Source organism: Pseudoroseomonas cervicalis, assembly GCF_030818485.1.
In the GTDB taxonomy this organism is placed as follows: Bacteria; Pseudomonadota; Alphaproteobacteria; order Acetobacterales; family Acetobacteraceae; genus Pseudoroseomonas; species Pseudoroseomonas cervicalis_A.
This window is the reverse complement of sequence record NZ_JAUTAJ010000004.1, coordinates 3,599,075-3,614,303: the sequence shown is the minus strand read 5'-3', so window position 1 is coordinate 3,614,303 and position 15,229 is coordinate 3,599,075. Positions and strand designations below refer to the sequence as shown.

The 15,229-nt window shown below is 74.7% G+C and carries 14 protein-coding genes and 1 pseudogene; 6 read left to right on the top strand and 9 right to left on the bottom strand.

What is annotated here, in order from left to right; translation table 11 throughout:
* Window positions 1-79 precede the first annotated feature (79 nt).
* Complete coding sequence (locus tag QE401_RS21030) at window positions 80-517, top strand: hypothetical protein (protein ID WP_307140050.1); 438 nt, start codon at window positions 80-82, stop codon at window positions 515-517.
* Window positions 518-545: 28 nt separating this feature from the next.
* On the opposite strand, the gene QE401_RS21025 is transcribed toward QE401_RS21030, so the two are convergent.
* The 4 genes from QE401_RS21025 to QE401_RS21010 all read right to left on the bottom strand — a co-directional run bounded on the left by QE401_RS21025 (window position 546) and on the right by QE401_RS21010 (window position 8,023).
* Window positions 546-3,350: an ATP-binding cassette domain-containing protein gene (locus QE401_RS21025; protein ID WP_307140049.1), complete on the bottom strand. Its 2,805-nt coding sequence runs from the start codon at window positions 3,348-3,350 to the stop codon at window positions 546-548.
* Window positions 3,347-5,515, bottom strand: coding sequence for a cysteine peptidase family C39 domain-containing protein (locus QE401_RS21020; RefSeq protein ID WP_307140048.1), 2,169 nt, complete (start codon window positions 5,513-5,515; stop codon window positions 3,347-3,349). Before QE401_RS21020 ends, QE401_RS21025 begins: the two co-directional genes overlap by 4 nt.
* Window positions 5,512-6,903: an NHLP bacteriocin system secretion protein gene (locus QE401_RS21015; RefSeq protein ID WP_307140047.1), complete on the bottom strand. Its 1,392-nt coding sequence runs from the start codon at window positions 6,901-6,903 to the stop codon at window positions 5,512-5,514. Before QE401_RS21015 ends, QE401_RS21020 begins: the two co-directional genes overlap by 4 nt.
* A gap of 202 nt (window positions 6,904-7,105) precedes the next feature.
* A complete protein-coding gene (locus QE401_RS21010; protein WP_307140046.1) occupies window positions 7,106-8,023 on the bottom strand; it encodes a LysR family transcriptional regulator in 918 nt (305 codons plus the stop codon).
* A 177-nt stretch (window positions 8,024-8,200) separates the two neighbouring features.
* Here QE401_RS21010 and QE401_RS21005 point away from each other — a divergent pair, with 177 nt between their 5' ends.
* From QE401_RS21005 to QE401_RS20990, 4 genes are all read left to right on the top strand, one after another.
* Entirely contained in the window at window positions 8,201-9,628 is a 1,428-nt protein-coding gene (locus QE401_RS21005) for an NAD-dependent succinate-semialdehyde dehydrogenase (RefSeq protein ID WP_307140045.1), read from the top strand.
* Between the two features lie 31 nt (window positions 9,629-9,659).
* Entirely contained in the window at window positions 9,660-10,145 is a 486-nt protein-coding gene (locus QE401_RS21000) for a hypothetical protein (RefSeq protein WP_307140044.1), read from the top strand.
* 105 nt (window positions 10,146-10,250) lie between these two features.
* Complete coding sequence (locus QE401_RS20995) at window positions 10,251-11,003, top strand: SDR family NAD(P)-dependent oxidoreductase (RefSeq protein WP_307140043.1); 753 nt, start codon at window positions 10,251-10,253, stop codon at window positions 11,001-11,003.
* 67 nt (window positions 11,004-11,070) lie between these two features.
* Entirely contained in the window at window positions 11,071-11,766 is a 696-nt protein-coding gene (locus tag QE401_RS20990) for a type 1 glutamine amidotransferase domain-containing protein (RefSeq protein ID WP_307140042.1), read from the top strand.
* Window positions 11,767-11,814: 48 nt separating this feature from the next.
* Here QE401_RS20990 and QE401_RS20985 read toward each other — a convergent pair whose 3' ends face one another.
* Window positions 11,815-12,234 (bottom strand): nuclear transport factor 2 family protein, encoded by a 420-nt coding sequence (locus tag QE401_RS20985; RefSeq protein ID WP_307140041.1) that lies wholly within the window; start codon window positions 12,232-12,234, stop codon window positions 11,815-11,817.
* Window positions 12,235-12,386: 152 nt separating this feature from the next.
* On the opposite strand from QE401_RS20985, the gene QE401_RS20980 reads away from it, so the two are divergent.
* Window positions 12,387-13,013, top strand: a complete 627-nt coding sequence (locus QE401_RS20980; RefSeq protein WP_307140040.1) for a TetR/AcrR family transcriptional regulator — start codon at window positions 12,387-12,389, stop codon at window positions 13,011-13,013.
* Between the two features lie 53 nt (window positions 13,014-13,066).
* On the opposite strand, the gene QE401_RS20975 is transcribed toward QE401_RS20980, so the two are convergent.
* The 4 genes and pseudogenes from QE401_RS20975 to QE401_RS20960 all read right to left on the bottom strand — a co-directional run bounded on the left by QE401_RS20975 (window position 13,067) and on the right by QE401_RS20960 (window position 15,221).
* On the bottom strand, window positions 13,067-13,828 hold the full coding sequence (locus QE401_RS20975) for an SDR family NAD(P)-dependent oxidoreductase (protein ID WP_307140039.1): 762 nt from the start codon (window positions 13,826-13,828) through the stop codon (window positions 13,067-13,069).
* A gap of 114 nt (window positions 13,829-13,942) precedes the next feature.
* Window positions 13,943-14,557 carry a LysR substrate-binding domain-containing protein gene (locus tag QE401_RS20970; protein ID WP_307140038.1) on the bottom strand — a complete coding sequence of 205 codons (615 nt, stop codon included), beginning with the start codon at window positions 14,555-14,557 and terminating at the stop codon, window positions 13,943-13,945.
* 150 nt (window positions 14,558-14,707) lie between these two features.
* Window positions 14,708-14,761 (bottom strand): annotated as a pseudogene (locus QE401_RS23015) (hypothetical protein); the annotation flags it as partial.
* 91 nt (window positions 14,762-14,852) lie between these two features.
* Entirely contained in the window at window positions 14,853-15,221 is a 369-nt protein-coding gene (locus tag QE401_RS20960; protein WP_307140036.1) for a HesB/IscA family protein, read from the bottom strand.
* Window positions 15,222-15,229: the final 8 nt, after the last annotated feature.

Sequence of the window (15,229 nt, the reverse complement as noted above, 5' to 3'; positions counted from 1 at the left end):
GCCACGGGCATTGCCGGCCGGTCGCCGCCGCCCCCGGCGCCGGGCAGTGCCCCACTCCCCTCCAGCGACGAGGCACGCCATGACCCGCAACGCCGCGCTCCAGCCGCTTCCGGAGGATGCCCTCGAGCAGGTGCATGGCGGCACCGGCCAGGCCTCCGGCCCGACAATGCCGCAGATCCCGGGCGGCGACGCGGCCGACCTCTTCGCGACGCTCGGCCAGCTCATGACGGAGCAGGCGCAGCAGCAGCGGGACCAGGCCCTGCAGGACCGGCAGGCGTCGCAGAGCGCCCAGCAGCAGCAATTGCAGCAGCAGGCCGGCGAGCTGCAGTCGCAGGCGGAAAGCATGATGTCCGGCGCGATCGCGGCGATGGTCTCGCAGGTGGTGGGGGGCGCGACCAGCCTCGCCGCCGGCATGGCCGGCATGGCCGGCATGGGCAAGCCGGCGGGCCTGGCCGGCGGCGGCGGCGGCCATGGCGGCGCGCCGGGCCCGGACCAGACGGGCAAGTCCACGGGCTGAGGCCGCGCGGCCGCGGATCGCCGCCGGCTCAGCCCGGCGCGCCGGAGGCCGCCACCAGCCGGGCGAAGCCGCGCCCGGCGGCCAGCAATGCGTCATAGCTCCCGGCCTCGACCACCCGCCCCTGGTCCAGCACCAGGATGCGGTCGGCGCGGCGGATGGTGGGCAGGCGGTGCGCCACCACCAGCCGCGTCACCGCCAGCCGGTCCAGCGCCGCGGTCACCGCCGCCTCGGTCGCGCCATCCAGCGCGCTGGTCGCCTCGTCCAGCAGCAGCAGCGCCGGGCGCTGCGCCAGGGCGCGCGCCAGCAGCAGCCGCTGCACCTGGCCGCCGGAGAGGGTGCGGCTGCCATCGGTGATCAGCGTGTGCAGCCGCATCGGCATGGCGGCCACCTCCTCGGCGATGGCGGCGTCGCGCAGCGCCTGCCAGATCTCGGCCTCGCCGGCGCCGGACAGGCCGCGCACCGCCTCCAGGATGGTGCCCGCCGGCAGCTTCTCCCCCTGCAGCACGGTGCCGATCTGGCGGCGCAGCAGCACCGGGTCCAGCCCGCCCAGCTCCTGCCCGTCGAACAGGATGGCGCCGGCCTGCGGCCGCTCCAGCCCCAGCGCCAGCCGCAGCAGCGTGCTCTTGCCGCCGCCCGACAGGCCGGTGATGGCGACGAACTCGCCCGGCGCGATGCGGGCCTGGACGCCGCGCAGCACCGGCGGCCCGCCCGGATAGGCGAAATGCAGCCCGACCAGGTCCAGCGCGCCGGAGAGCCGCCCCGGATCGGCGCCGCCCGCGGCGCGCTCCGGCACCGGCTCCAGCAGCGGCCTGGCATAGCGCCAGCCGGGCAGCTGCATGCCGAGCGCCAGCAGCCCCTGCGCCAGCTGGGCGGCGGCCGCCACATGCAGCCCCATCGCGCTGAGGAAACCCATCACCTGCGACAGCGGCATGGGCGGCACCGCCGGCCTGGCCGGGTCGTGCTGCGGCGCCAGCAGCCAATAGGCCAGGGCGGCCAGCAGCACCGGGCTGGCCGCCAGCCAGGCATCGTGCCAGTAGCCCACGGCGCGGGCCCGCACGCTGCGCCCGCGCAGCGCCGCGAAGCGGTCGGCCCAGCGGCGGAAGGCGCGGCTCTCGGCCGCCGCCACGCGCAGCTTGGCGACGCCCTGGACATATTGCAGCACCAGGCTGTCGGCCAGCCCCTCCAGCGCCTCGCCATCGGCGAAGGCGCGCTCCTGCCGCCAGGCGGCGAAGCCGGCCAGCAGCAGGCCGAGCAGCGACCAGCCAAGCGCCGCCGCCCCCGCCGCCGGGGCGTACCACAGCATCATCGCGGCGCTGCTCAGCAGCATGGCGAGCGCGCCGCCGCCGCTGGCCGCCAGGCCGCGCAGCGCCGCCGGCAGGGCGATGGCGCCGCCGGTGCGCGCCGCCAGATCGCCGGTGGCGTAGCGCCGCAGCACCGGCAGCGGCAGGCGCAGGATGCGGTCCCACAGCGCGGCGCCGAGCCGCGCCCCGGCGCGCGCCTCCACCCGCTGGCGCGTCGCCTCGGCGGTCAGCCGCGCGGCGTAGAGCAGCCCGGCCAGCACCGCCATGGCCAGGCCGAGCTGCGCCAGCGCGCCCGACAGCCCGGCCGGCACCAGCAGGGCGAAGGCCAGGCTGGTGGCCAGCGGCATCAGCTGGCCGAGCAGCGCCCCGGCCAGCATCGCCAGCAGGATCACCGCCGCATCGCCGGAGCTGCCCTGCAGGCTGAAGCGCAGCAGCGCGGCCAGGCCCAGCGGCGTGCCCGGCAGCGGCGCCAGCAGGGCGCCCGCCTGGGGCGCGAGGCCGGCGGCCAGCGCCGCATCCACCCGCCGCTCCGCCCCCGCCCCGTCGCGCAGCCGGTAGCCGCGCTGTCCCGGCAGCAGCGCCACCGGCTGCCCCCGCGCGTCGCGCCCGAGCAGCGGGCCGAGATCGCGCCGCCACCAGCCGGGCGGCAGCCGCACCGGCAGCAGCCGCAGGTCGGAGGCGCGGGCGATCTCCTCCGCCTCGGGCAGCCGGTCCAGATCGGCCTCGCGCTGCGCGGCCGGGCGGGAGAGCCGCGCGCCCTGCGCCGCGGCCACCGCCTGCATCACGCGGAACAGCGAATCATCGGCCTGGACGGGCGGCGGCGGCGGCGGATTGCCCAGGATGCCGGCTAGGCGCTCGGCCGTCGCATGCGCCTCGGCCGCCTCGCGCGCGGCGCGCAGGCGCTCGCGGTTGCGCGCATCCACCTCGGCCAGGCCGCGGATCAGCGGCAGCGCCTCCAGCGCGTTGGCCGTCAGCGCCCGCAGCGCGGCGAGATCGGCGGTGCCGGCGGGCCGCACCGCGACCAGCGCGGCGCCCTCCAGGCTGGCCCAGGCCTGTGGCGGCAGCGGCAGCCCGTCCGGCAGCGGGACCAGCCCGTAGAGGCTGGCGGCGCCGCCCTCGCAGGACAGCCAGCCCGGCTCGGCCAGGGCGAAGCCGGCGCCATCCGGCAAGGCGCGGCTCTGGCCCGGCCGCAGCAGCGCCTGCAGCGCCGGCCGCGGCCCCAGCAGCCGCCCGAGCCCGGTGGCCAGCAGCGCCGCCCAGGCCAGGGCGGCCTCGGGCGGGATGGATCCGGCCGGCAGCAGCTCGGCCTCGCCGGTCGCGAACAGCGCCTCCCGCTCCTCGGGCGCGCCCAGCAGCAGGGCGCCGGGGCCGAGGCCGCCAAAGGCCCAGCGCGGCCCCTCCCCCGCCTCCCGCAGCTGGGCGAAGATTTGCACCTCGCCCTTCAGCAGCAGCAGCGGCGCGTCCAGCACCAGCCTCTGGCCCGGCTCCAGGCGGATCAGCCCGTCCGGCGCATCGCCCGGCGCTTCGCTCACGCCGCCTCCGCCAGCAGCCGGGCGAAGGCGCCGCCCTGGCGCAGCAGCGCCGCCGGCGCGCCGCGCTCGATGACCGCGCCCTGCTCCAGCACCAGCACCTCGTCGCAATCGCGCAGCGCCGAGGCGCGGTGCGCGATCATCACCAGGGTGCAGCCGCGGCGGCGCAGATTGGCCAGCACCTCGGCCTCGGTCACCGCATCCAGCGCGGCGGTGGCCTCGTCCAGCACCAGGATGCGCGGCTCCATCGCCAGGGCGCGGGCCAGCTCCAGCCGGGCGCGCTGGCCGCCCGAGAGGTCGCGCCCATCCTCGGCGACGGGGCTGCCATAGCCGCCGCGCTGCAGGATCGGCAGGTGGATGGCGGCGTCGTGGCAGGCGGCCTGCAGCCGCTCCTCCGACAGGGTCGGGTCCCACAGCGTCAGATTGTCGCGCACGCTGCCCTCGAACAGCACGACATTCTGGTCGACCAGGGCCAGGTCGCCGCGCAGCCGCGCGCGCGGCCAGGCGGCGAGCGGCCTACCATCCACCAGCACCTCGCCCGACCACGGGGTGTGCAGCCCGGCGATCAGCCCGCCCAGCGTCGACTTGCCCGAGCCCGAGCCGCCGGCCAGGCCGAGCCGCGCCCCCGGCGGCAGCCGGAAGGAGATGTCGCGCAGCAGCGGCGGGCCCAGCCGGGCATGGCCGAAGCTGACCCGGCGCAGCTCCAGCGCGCCGCGCAGCCGGCCCGTGACGGGGGCGGCCGCCAGGGCCGGCGCCGCCAGCGGCGCCGCCTCCGCCACCGGCGAGAATTCCTCGGCCAGGGGGTGGCGCAGCGTGTCGTCCAGCATGGCGAGGTAGGCGCGCGCATCCTGGAACTGCGCGCCGAGCTGGGTGAGCTGCGCCAGCGGCCCGGCGAAGCCGGCCATCAGCCCCTGGAAGGCGACGAGGGCGCCGACGCTCATCTGCCCGGCCATGACGCGCTGGCCGCCCAGCACCAGCACGGCGCCGGCGGCCAGCACGGCCAGCGCCGCGGGCAGCGCCTCCACCACCGCGCGGCGCAGCGCCAGGCCCTGGCGCAGCCCCAGCACCCGCGCCTGCCGCGCCACCAGCCGGCGCAGCAGCAGCGCCTCCGCCCCCTTGGCGCGATAGGCCTCAAGCAGCTGCAGCCCCTGCCGCGCCTCGCCCTGGCCCAGCGCCGTCTCGGAGAGCAGGCGGTGATTGTCATCGGCCAGCGCCCGGGCGGAAAGCTGCAGCGCCAGCAGGTTCAGCGCGGCGAGCCCGGCCACCACCGCCGCCAGATCCGGCGCATAGGCCAGCATGGCGGCCAGGTAGACCAGGGCGCCGACCAGCGCCAGCAGGGCGCGCCCCAGCTCCCCGGCCAGCAGGATGGCGAGGCGGTTGTTCAGCAGCACCCGGGTGGCGACATCGCCCGGATGGCGCTGCGCGTAGAAGCCGAGCGGCAGGCGCAGCAGCCGCTCCAGGAAGCGGCCGGAGCCCTGTACCGCCAGCCGCGTCTCCAGCCGCAGCAGCAGGCTGAGCTGCAGCCGGGTGAGCCCGGCCATCAGCAGCGCCAGCGCCACCATGCCGCCGAGCAGCGGCAGCAGCCAGTCCTGCAGCCGCGCCACCAGCACCTGGTCGATGAAGAGCTGCGCCGCCGCCGGCAGCAGCAGCCCCGGCAGCAGCAGCAGCAGGCTGAGGCCGAGCAGCAGGGCGAAGCCGGGCCAGGCGCCGTCCAGCCGCCCCGCCAGGGCGCGCGAGACGGAGGGCGGCGCGCCGCCGCGGCGGAATTCCGGCCCCGGCTGCAGCGCCAGCACCACGCCGGTGAATTGCCGGCCGAACTCCGCCTCCTCCACCCGGCGCGGGCCGCGCGCCGGATCGTTGATGAACCAGTGCCGGCCGCGCCGCCCCTCCAGCACCACGAAATGGTCCATGCCCCAATGCAGGATGGCGGGCAGCGCCACCTCGCCCAGCGCCTCCGGCTCGGCGCGGAAGGCCTGCACCTCCAGCCCGAGCGCGCGCGCGGCGCGGGCGATGTTGGCGGCGCGGCTGCCATCGCGGGAGACGCCGCAACGCTGGCGCAGCTCCTCGAGCGTCAGCCAGCGCCCGTGATGCGCCAGCACGATGCCGAGCGCGGCGGCGCCGCATTCCGTCGCCTCCATCTGCAGCAGGGTCGGCGTGCGGTGCCTCACCGCGCGGCCTCCGGCCCCGCGCCGGGGGCGGTGCGGGCCTCCTCATCCGGCAGCCAGCGGCGCAGCGCCGGGATGGCCAGCGTGATCAGCCGCATGCGCCGCACCGTCACCGCCATCTCGGCCATGGTGCCGCTGGTCACCGGGAAGCCGGGGCCGCGGCCGGAGGACCAGGCCAGGCCCTGCGGCCCGGCCGGATCGGCCAGCAGCTCCAGCCGCACCTCGAAGGGCGTGCCCAGGCTCTGCACGAAACCCTGCACCAGCTGGTCGTTCTGCAGGGTGCGCAGCAGCCCGGCGCTGCTGGAGGCGCTGTCGGCCACCCAGGCGACGCGGCCGCGCAGGAAGCCATTCTCCTCCCGCCGGGTGGTGGAGGGGGAGATTTCCGCCGCCATCCCGGGCTGCAGCTTCTTGCCGTCCTCGGCGCTGACATAGGCGATGGCCAGCGGGATCTCGGGGCCCTCGCCCGCCTGGCGCCGCGCCAGGGTCAGCAGCGCGGTGCCGCGGGTGACCGCCTGGCCCGGCGCCGCCTTCACCTCCACCACCCGCCCGGCATCGGCGGCCAGCACCCGCCCCTCCCCGGCCAGCCGGTCGGAGAGGGTGGTGACGGCGCGCCGCGCCTCGGCCAGCTTCTGCTCGGCGGTCAGCGCCTCGCGCTCGCGCTGGGTGCGCTTGATGGCGGCGTCCAGCACCAGGGAGCGGCGCTCATTGCGCATCTGCTCGATGCTGTCGCGCAGCTGGTAGACATCGACGCGCGAGGCCAGGGCGCGGTCCTGCGAGACCAGGTTGCGGTCGGCCAGGCCGCGCATCACCGCCTCGCGCTCGGCGGTCAGGCGCAGCCTCTCGGCCGCGGCCTCCAGGCTCTGCCCCAGCGCCGCGTCGCGCGCCTGGCGCCAGGCCTGGTCGGCGGCGGCGTCGCGGGCGTGGAATTGCAGCAGCTCGTCGCGCGCGGCGATGGCGTCGCGCAGCGTGCCCTCGGCGGCGGCCAGCTGCAGCCGGACATCGCTCTGGTCGATCAGCGCCACCAGCTGGCCCGCCCGCACCGCATCGCCCGGCGCCACCAGCAGCGACGCCACGCGGCCCTCGCCGGCGGCGAAGATGTCGGTGACCCCGGCCGGGGCCAGCAGGATGCCGCGGCCCTGCACCTTCACCGGCACCTGCACCAGCGCGGCCCAGCCCAGCCCGCCCAGCAGCGCCGCCAGCAGCAGCAGGCCGGCGCGGCGATGCCAGGGGCGCACCACCGCCAGGGCGCCATCCAGCTCCTGGCTGGACAGGCCGCCCTCCAGCGCCGCGCTGCGGAAGAGCGGCGGGGCGGAGGGTGCCGGGGCCTGCGGCGGGGACGGGGCGGAAGAGGGGGCGGCGGGGGGCGCGGCGGCGGGGGCTTCGGGCGTCATGCCGGCGCCCCGCCTGTGGCCGCGGGGCCGGCGCTGCATCCCGTTCTGGTCACGCCCGCTCTCCCGCCGCCGCGCCGGGACCGCCCGCCGCCGATGTTGCGCCGCCGATCTTAGCCGGCCGCGCGCGCGGCGCCAGCCCGCAGCCCGGCGCCGCCGCAGCGGGGGGCGCGGCGTGGCCGCGGCGACACGCCGGCGGGGCGCCTCAGCCGCGCGGCCCGGGCGGCCCCGGCATGGCGGCGTGGGAGGCGATCAGCTCCTCGATACGGTCGAGGAAGCTGCGCAGCACCGGCGAGGGATTGTCCGCCCGGTAGCCGGCGGCGATCTCGATCACCGGCGCGTTGCCGCGCAGCCTGCGGCTGACCACCGACCAGGGCAGCAGCCGCTCGACATAGGCGGGCAGCAGGGTGACGCCGCCGGTCGAGGCCACCAGCGAGATGCCGGTGGCGAAGCCGTCCAGCACATGGCTGGGCGAGACGCGGATGCCGCGCTCCTGCAGATAGCGGTCGACGATGCCGCGCAGCACATGCGGCGTGTCGGAATAGCCGATGAAGGCGGCGGGATCGAGCTCGCGCGGGTCGATCTCGTCGCGCGCCGCCAGCGGATGCTCGCGCGGCAGGATGGCCAGGATCGGCTCATGCGCGATGACCCGGTAGCGCACATCCGGCTGCGGCTCGATGCGGGAGAAGCCGAGATCGATCTCGCCGCGCTGCACGGCCCGCGCGACATCGGGCGAGAAATCGCTGGTGACGCGGAAATCGATCTCCTTGAGCTGGCTGCGCAGGACATGCGTCACATGCGGCAGCCACTCCACCTCCTGCCCGGTCAGGAAGCCGACCGAGAAGCTGGTCTTGGGCGGCCTGGCGGCGCGGCGCGCGGCGGCCACCGCCTCCGCCGCCTGGCCGAGCGCCAGCCGCGCATGGTCGAGGAAGGCGCGCCCCGCCGGCGTCAGCGCGATGCCCCGCGCGCTGCGGGTGAAGAGCGGCACGCCGACCTCGTGCTCCAGGTCGCGCAGCTGCCGGCTGAGCGAGGGCTGCGCGGTATGCAGCCGCGTCTCCGCAGCGACCGTCAGGCTGCCCGTCTCGGCGATGGCGACGAAGTAGCGCAGATGCCGCAGCTCCACGGGTCATGCCTCCGAGGTATGGAAAGCCAATCTACAAAGTCCTTCTGATCAAGGGAAAGCTGGCTAATTAACGACGGCGAACGAAATCGGCCTGCCGCCGGGGCATGACGCTCCCGTGAAGGCGGTGGCCGGGCCGGCCCCGGCCCCCGCCGGGCCGGCCCCTTGTCGGAGGTCGTCATGACGAGCGAATTCCCCCTGCTGATCGATGGCCGGCACCGCGACGGATCGGGCGGCGAGAGCGAGGCGGTGCTGAACCCGGCGACCGGCGAGACGATCGGCCGCGTCGCCTACGCCACCGCCGCCGATCTGGACGACGCCCTCGCTTTGGCCGTGCGCGGCCAGCGCGAATGGCAGGCGGTGCCGCCCTGGGAGCGCGGCCGCATCCTGAAGCGCGCCGCCGACATCCTGCGCGGCCAGTGCGACCAGGCCGCGCTCGCCATGACGCTGGAGCAGGGCAAGCCGCTCGCCGAGGCGCGCATCGAGGTGGAGCGCTCGGCCGATTTCCTGGAATGGGGCGGCGAGCAGGCGCGGCGCCTCAGCGACCGGGTCATCAGCGGCCGCGCGCCGGGCAGCCGGGTCGAGATCCAGCACCACCCGGTCGGCGTGGTGGCCGCCTTCACCCCCTGGAACTTCCCGATGGCGCTGGCGGCGAAGAAATTCGCCGGCGCGCTGGGCGCCGGCTGCGCCATCCTCTGCAAGCCCTCGCAGGAGACGCCGGGCTCGGTGCTGGCGATGGCGCGCGCCCTGCTCGAGGCCGGGGTGACGCCGGCGGCGCTGGCGGTGGTGTTCGGCCATGCCGAACAGGTGTCGGAGCAGCTCATCGCCGCGCCGGAGATCGCCAAGATCACCTTCACCGGCTCGATCCCCATCGGCAAGCGCCTGGCGGCCGCGGCGGCGGCGCGCATCAAGCCGGTGACGATGGAGCTGGGCGGCCATGCGCCGGTGATCATCTGCGCCGATGTCGACCCGGACTGGGCGGCGGAGCTGCTGGTGCGCGCCAAATTCACCAATGCCGGGCAGATCTGCCTGTGCCCCTCGCGCTTCTTCGTCGAGGCGCCGATCCAGGCGCGCTTCACCGCGCGCTTCACCGAACTCGCCGCCGCGCTGCGCCTCGGCGACGGCACCGACCCCGCGACGCAGATGGGGCCGCTGGCCAATGCGCGCCGGCTGGAGGCGGTCGCGCGGCTGGTCGAGGATGCGCGGCAACGCGGCGCCCGCCTGCTGACCGGCGGCGAGCGCCTCGGCCAGCGCGGCTATTTCTACCGCCCGACCGTGCTGGCCGATGTGCCGGAGGAGGCCGCGGTCCTGCGCGAGGAGATCTTCGGCCCCGTCGTGCCGATCCTGCCCTTCACCGACGAGGCGGCGATGCTGGCGCGCGCCAACGGGCTGGAATTCGGCCTCGCCTCCTACATCCTGACACGCGACGTCCATCGCGAGCGGCGGCTGACCCAGGCGCTGGACTATGGCGTGGTGGGGGTGAACAGCGCGCTGACCCATTATCCCGAAGCCTCTCTGGGCGGCTGGAAGGAAAGCGGCATCGACACCGAGGGCGGCATCGAGATCCTCGAACCCTATCAGCGGAGCAAGCATGTCAGCATCGCCTGATCCGCGGCGCCCGCAGCGAGGACTCTTCCGCATGCTCGACGATCCGCTTCCCTTCGCGGCCGGCACGGCGATCCTGACCAATGCCTGTGCCATCCTGCAGAACGGCGCGACCCTGCGCCACAACCTGGCCATCACGCAATGGCGGGATTTCCGCGCCTCGCTGGCCGCGGCGGATGGCAGGCTGGCGCAGCATTACCGCGACCCCGGCGCGGCGCTGGCCCTGGCCGAGCGGCGGCTGCGGCTGCAGCTGCGCGGGCTCGGCCTGCTCAACGCGGCGGTGGCGCTGTTCGCGGCCAGCACGGTGGCGAGCCTCGGCGGCGCCTTCCTGGCCCGCGCCGGCCTGGTGCCGGCGCTGCCGCTCGGCCATGCGCTGACGGCGGCGGGCGGCGCGGCGCTGCTCTTCCTGCTCGCCGCCGCCCACGCCTTCTTCCGCGAGGGCGCCTGCGGCCGCGGCCTGCTGCGGCTGCACCACGCCTTCGGCGCGGGCCAGGCCGGCCCGCCCGACCTGCCGGGATAGCGCCCGCACGGCGCCAGGCCGGCACCCCCGATCCATCACGCTCCCGCCCATGCGGCCCGGCCTTCAGGCCCGGCCCTGCGGAGCCATGCCATGAGGAATCCTGCGATGACCACTCTGTCGATTGTCACCGGCGGCAGCCGCGGCCTGGGCCGCAACACCGCCATCAGCATCGCCCGCCATGGCGGCGACGTGCTGCTCACCTATCGCAGCGGCGCCGCGCAGGCCCGCGCCGTGGTGGAGGAGATCGAGGCGCTGGGCCGCCGCGCCGTGGCGCTGCCGCTCGACGTCGCCAATGTCGGAAGCTTCGGCGATTTCGCCGAACAGGTGCGGCGGGTGCTGCGCGAGCTCGGCCGCGAGCGCTTCGACCATCTCGTCAACAATGCCGGCCATGGCGAGATGGCGGGCTTCGCCGAGACCACCGAGGCGCAGTTCGACGCGCTGTTCAACGTGCATGTGAAGGGCGTGTTCTTCCTGACCCAGGCGCTGCTGCCGCTGCTGGCCGATGGCGGCCGCATCGTGAACTATTCCTCCGGCCTGACGCGCGTCTCCTTCCCCGGCTTCTCCGCCTATTCGGCGGCCAAGGGCGCGGTGGAGATCCTGACGCTCTACCTGGCGAAGGAGCTGGGGCATCGCGGCATCACCGCCAACACCGTCGCGCCGGGCGCCATCGAGACCGATTTCCTGGGCGGCGCCGTGCGCGACACGCCCGAATACAACGAGGCCTTCGCGAAGATGATCGCGCTCGGCCGCGTCGGCGTGCCGGACGATATCGGCCCGGCCATCGCCAGCCTGCTCGGCCCCGATAATCGCTGGGTGACGGCGCAGCGCATCGAGATCTCCGGCGGCCAGAACATCTGAGCCGCGCGAAGCAAACTTTCGAAACCGCGGCCGCCGCGCGCGGCCGCCCCGAGACCGGGAGAATGACATGACCCGCATCCTGATCGTGCTGTCCGCCGCCACGCACTGGACCCGCGCCGATGGCTCGCTCTATGAATCCGGCGTCTGGGCGCAGGAATTCGTCGATCTGGACGAGGCCTTCCTGCAGGCCGGCTTCGAGGTGGAGCTGGCCAGCCCGCGCGGCACCACGCCCACCATCGACCATCACAGCCTGGATCCGGCCGTCGTCGGCGAGGCGGTCGCCGGCCAGATGCGCGACTATCTGGCGCGCCACGCGGCGCGGCTGCAGAAGCCGATGGTGCTCGGCAATGTCGATGTCTCCCGCTACGACGCCGTGGTGGTGCCGGGCGGCCACGGGCCGGTGGAGGATCTGCACAAGGACCCCGATATGGGCCGCGTGCTGGTGGAGGCCGACCGGCAGTCGCGGCTGATCGCCGCCGTCTGCCACGGCCCCGCCGCCTTCCTGGCGGCGCGCGACGAGCAGGGCCGCTGGCCCTTCGCCGGGCGGCGGATGACCTCCTTCACCGATGAGGAGGAGATCGCCTTCGGCACGGCGGAGAACGCGCCCTGGCTGCTGGCCGACCGGCTGCGCAAGGCCGGCGCGGTGTTCGAGCAGGGGCCGAACTGGGCCGTCTTCACCGTGCGCGACGGCCATCTGCTGACCGGGCAGAATCCCGGCTCCAGCGCGCAGCTGGCCCGGGAGGTGGTCGCCGCGCTGGCCTGAGGCGGGGGCCGGCATGCCCCTGCCCGGGGCATGCCGGCGGTCAGCGGGTTACAGCTTCACCCGCTCGATGATGCCGTAATAGGCGTTGAGGTCGAGCCATTCGATGCCGGAGACGACTTTCCCGTCCTTCAGCGTCATGATGTACATGTAGCCATTGCGATAGGGCTCGCCATCGATGGCGCGGCTGGCGCTGTCGATGCGGGCGAAGACCTCGTCGCCATCGGCCCAGACACCGCGCGTGGTGATGCGCAGCGGCTCGGCCAGCCGCCGGAACAGCGCGTCCTCGGCATTCTCGAACAGGTCCTTCATGCCGGAATAGGTCCGTGCGACCGGACCATGGCCGGCGATCGACCATTCCACATCCTCCGCGAAGATGCTCTGGAAGAAGATCGGGAAATCCTGCGCGGCCTGCGCCAGCGCCGCCTTCACGATCTGCAGATTGGCCTGTTCCTGGGGGGAGTAGGGCATGGGTCTCTCCTGGGTCGAGGGCCGCGGTATGACGGCCCCGCATTTTCTGGACTGATCGTTCCAGAAACCCTCAGTTAGACCGATCGTTCCAAAAGTCAACGCGCTGCCATATTGGGCGCCGACGCCCTGCCTGGATCGTGATGAGGAGCCGCATGCCCAAGCCTGACGCCCCGCCCGCCGGACCGCCCGCCGCGCGCGGCCGCCCGCGCCAGTTCGACAGCGATGTGGCGCTGGCCGCCGCCATGCGGGTCTTCTGGCAGCATGGCTATGCGGGGGCGAGCATCGGCACGCTGCTGCAGGCCATGGGGATCAGCCGCGCCACGCTCTATGCCAGCTTCGGCGACAAGGAGAGCCTGTTCCACCAGGTCATGGATCTCTATGAGCGGGAGAAGACCGCCTACATGCTGGAGGCGCTGCAGCGCCCGACCGCCCGCGGCGTGGCCGAGACGCTGCTGCAGGGCACGCTGGCCCTGCAGGCCGGCACGGCGGACCCGAAGGGCAGCATGGGCATCGTGCATTCCCTCAGCCATGCCCCGGGCGATGAGAGGATCCGCGACTTCGTCACCCGGCGCGGCCTGTTCTGGCGGCAGAAGCTGATCGACCGCATGGAGGAGGCCGGCCGCGCCGGCGATTTCCCGCCCGGCTTCGAGGCGCGCAGCCTGGCGCTCTCGCTGAAGGCCGCGACCGACGGGCTGCTGGTCGCCGCCGCCAGCGGCGCCACCGAGGCGGAGCTGCAGGGCGTGGCGGCGACCTTCCTGCAGATGTGGCCGGGGCGCTAGCCGCCCCGGCCTCCCTGCCCGGCTCAACCCTGCCCGGCTCAGCCCTGCCCGGCTCAGGGCAGCGCCACGCTCATGCCGCCATCGGCCATGGTGACCGAGCCCACCATGTAGCTGGCCCGCTCCGAGGCCAGGAAGGCGATCACCTCGGCGATCTCCTCCGGCTCGGCGGCGCGGCGGATCGGCGCGTTGCGGCCATGCTCGGCCAGGAAATCGCGGCCATCCTCGCGCACCGTGTTCAGGATGTTGGTCACCACATCGCCCGAGCCCACGGCATTGACGCGGATGCCATGCCCGATGCCCTCCAGCGCCAGCACCCGCGTCAGCTGCGCCAGCGCGCCCTTCGACGCCGCATAGGCGGCGATGGTGGGGAAGGCCTGGAAACAGGCATAGGAGCCGACATTGACGATGGCGCCACGCCCGGCCGGGACCATGGCGCGCATCGCCTCGCGCGCATGCAGGAAGGCGCCGGTGGCGTTGACGGCGAGCACGCCCTCCCACTCCGCCAGGCTGGTCTCGAGCACCGGCTTGTTCAGGATGATGCCGGCATTGTTCACCAGAATGTCGAGCCGGCCGAACCGCCCGGTGGCCAGCGCCACGGCGCGCTGCGCCGCCGCCTCCTGGGTCACGTCGCCGACCAGCGGCTCGATGCCGGGGCGGCGCAGCGCCTCCACCGCCGGGTCGCGATCCTCGGCGATCACGATGGCGCCGCGGGCGTGCAGCAGCTCGGCCGTGGCGCGGCCGATGCCGCTGGCGGCGCCGGTGACGATGGCGACCTGGCCAGCGAATTCCGGCGCGGTGTTGTTCTGCGTGGTCATCTGGACCTCCTTGGTTGGGGTCCAGCGCAGATGGGCCAGGTGGCCGGGCCCCGGAATGCCCGGCCGGCCGCATGGGTCATTCGCCTGGCGGGGTACAATCCCCGGCGCCGGGGCTCAGCGGCGGGCGCTGGCGCGCAGCGCGGCGATGCAGGCATTCACCGCGGCGGAGCGGTGCCGGTGCCGGGCGTAGGAGAGCGCGAAGCCCGGGAATTCCGCCGTGTAGGGCAGCAGCAGCGGCACCAGCCGGCCGGCCCCGATATGCGGCTGCAGCTCGCTCTCCACCCAGAAGGCGATGCCCGCGCCCGCGATGGCGGCGTCGATGGTGGCGCGCTGGTCATTGACGATCAGCGGGCCGGAGACGGGCACCGCGAACCAGGCGCCATCCTCGAAGAACTCCCAGCTGTACAGCGCGTCATGGCCGGGCCAGCGGAAGCAGAGGCAGCGATGCCGCAGCAGGTCGCGCGGGTGCAGCGGCGCGCCCTGCGCCGCCAGATAGGCGGGGCTGGCGACCGCGATCTGCCGCATCGGCGGCTGCAGCGGGATGGCGATGACATCCTGCTCCAGCAGCTCGCCCAGCCGGATGGCCAGGTCGAACCGGCCGGAGACGATGTCGAGGCCGGCATCGCCGATCTCGACCTCGACGGTGATGCGCGGATGGGCGGCCAGGAAGCCCGGCAGGAAGGGCTTCAGCACCGTGTCATAGCCCAGGCGCTGGGTGTGGATGCGCACGGCGCCGGCAGCCTCGCCGCTGGCCTCGATGGCTTCGCGCAGCGCCGCCCCGATCTCCGCCGCGGCGCCGCCGAAGCGCGCCGCCAGCCGCTCCCCGGCCGGGGTCGGGCTGACGCTGCGCGTGGTGCGGTGGAGCAGCTGCAGGCCGAGCCGCGCCTCGAAGCGGCGGATCGTCTCGCTCAGCGCCGAGCGGGAGACGCGCAGCTGGCGCGCCGCCGCGACGAAGCTGCCCTGCTCGATGATGCAGCGCAGCGACTGCAGATCGGCATAGTCGCGCTCGCTGGGGCCGCCCTCGTCAGACGTGGAAGCTCTCGCCGCAGCCGCAGCGGCCCTTCTCGTTCGGATTGGTGAAGGTGAAGCCGGCGGACATCGCCTTCACCTCGTAATCCATGGTGGTGCCGATCAGGAACAGCGTCGCCTTGCGGTCCACCAGCACGGTGACGCCCTTGTCGGTCACCACCTCGTCGCCCGGGCCCGGCGCATCGGCCCAGGTGAGGTCATAGGCCATGCCGGAACAGCCCTTGGTGCTGACGGCGATGCGCAACAGCTTGCCTTCCTGCCCCTTGGCGTAGAGGCCGCGCAGCCGCTCGGCCGCCGCCTCCGACAGCTGCATCAGCGGCGGCAGGGCGCGCGGCGGGCGCGGGGCGGTGGTGGTGGTGCTCATGCCTCCCT

Excerpts from the sequence above, each read along its gene's own strand:
- QE401_RS20980 (WP_307140040.1), top strand. The coding sequence starts at position 12,387 with ATGCCCAAGCCTGACGCCCCGCCCGCCGGACCGCCCGCCGCGCGCGGC.
- QE401_RS20960 (WP_307140036.1), bottom strand. The coding sequence starts at position 15,221 with ATGAGCACCACCACCACCGCCCCGCGCCCGCCGCGCGCCCTGCCGCCG.
- QE401_RS21000 (WP_307140044.1), top strand. The coding sequence starts at position 9,660 with ATGCTCGACGATCCGCTTCCCTTCGCGGCCGGCACGGCGATCCTGACC.
- QE401_RS20985 (WP_307140041.1), bottom strand. The coding sequence starts at position 12,234 with ATGCCCTACTCCCCCCAGGAACAGGCCAATCTGCAGATCGTGAAGGCG.
- QE401_RS21030 (WP_307140050.1), top strand. The coding sequence starts at position 80 with ATGACCCGCAACGCCGCGCTCCAGCCGCTTCCGGAGGATGCCCTCGAG.
- QE401_RS21015 (WP_307140047.1), bottom strand. The coding sequence starts at position 6,903 with ATGACGCCCGAAGCCCCCGCCGCCGCGCCCCCCGCCGCCCCCTCTTCC.
- QE401_RS20990 (WP_307140042.1), top strand. The coding sequence starts at position 11,071 with ATGACCCGCATCCTGATCGTGCTGTCCGCCGCCACGCACTGGACCCGC.
- QE401_RS21005 (WP_307140045.1), top strand. The coding sequence starts at position 8,201 with ATGACGAGCGAATTCCCCCTGCTGATCGATGGCCGGCACCGCGACGGA.
- QE401_RS20975 (WP_307140039.1), bottom strand. The coding sequence starts at position 13,828 with ATGACCACGCAGAACAACACCGCGCCGGAATTCGCTGGCCAGGTCGCC.
- QE401_RS20995 (WP_307140043.1), top strand. The coding sequence starts at position 10,251 with ATGACCACTCTGTCGATTGTCACCGGCGGCAGCCGCGGCCTGGGCCGC.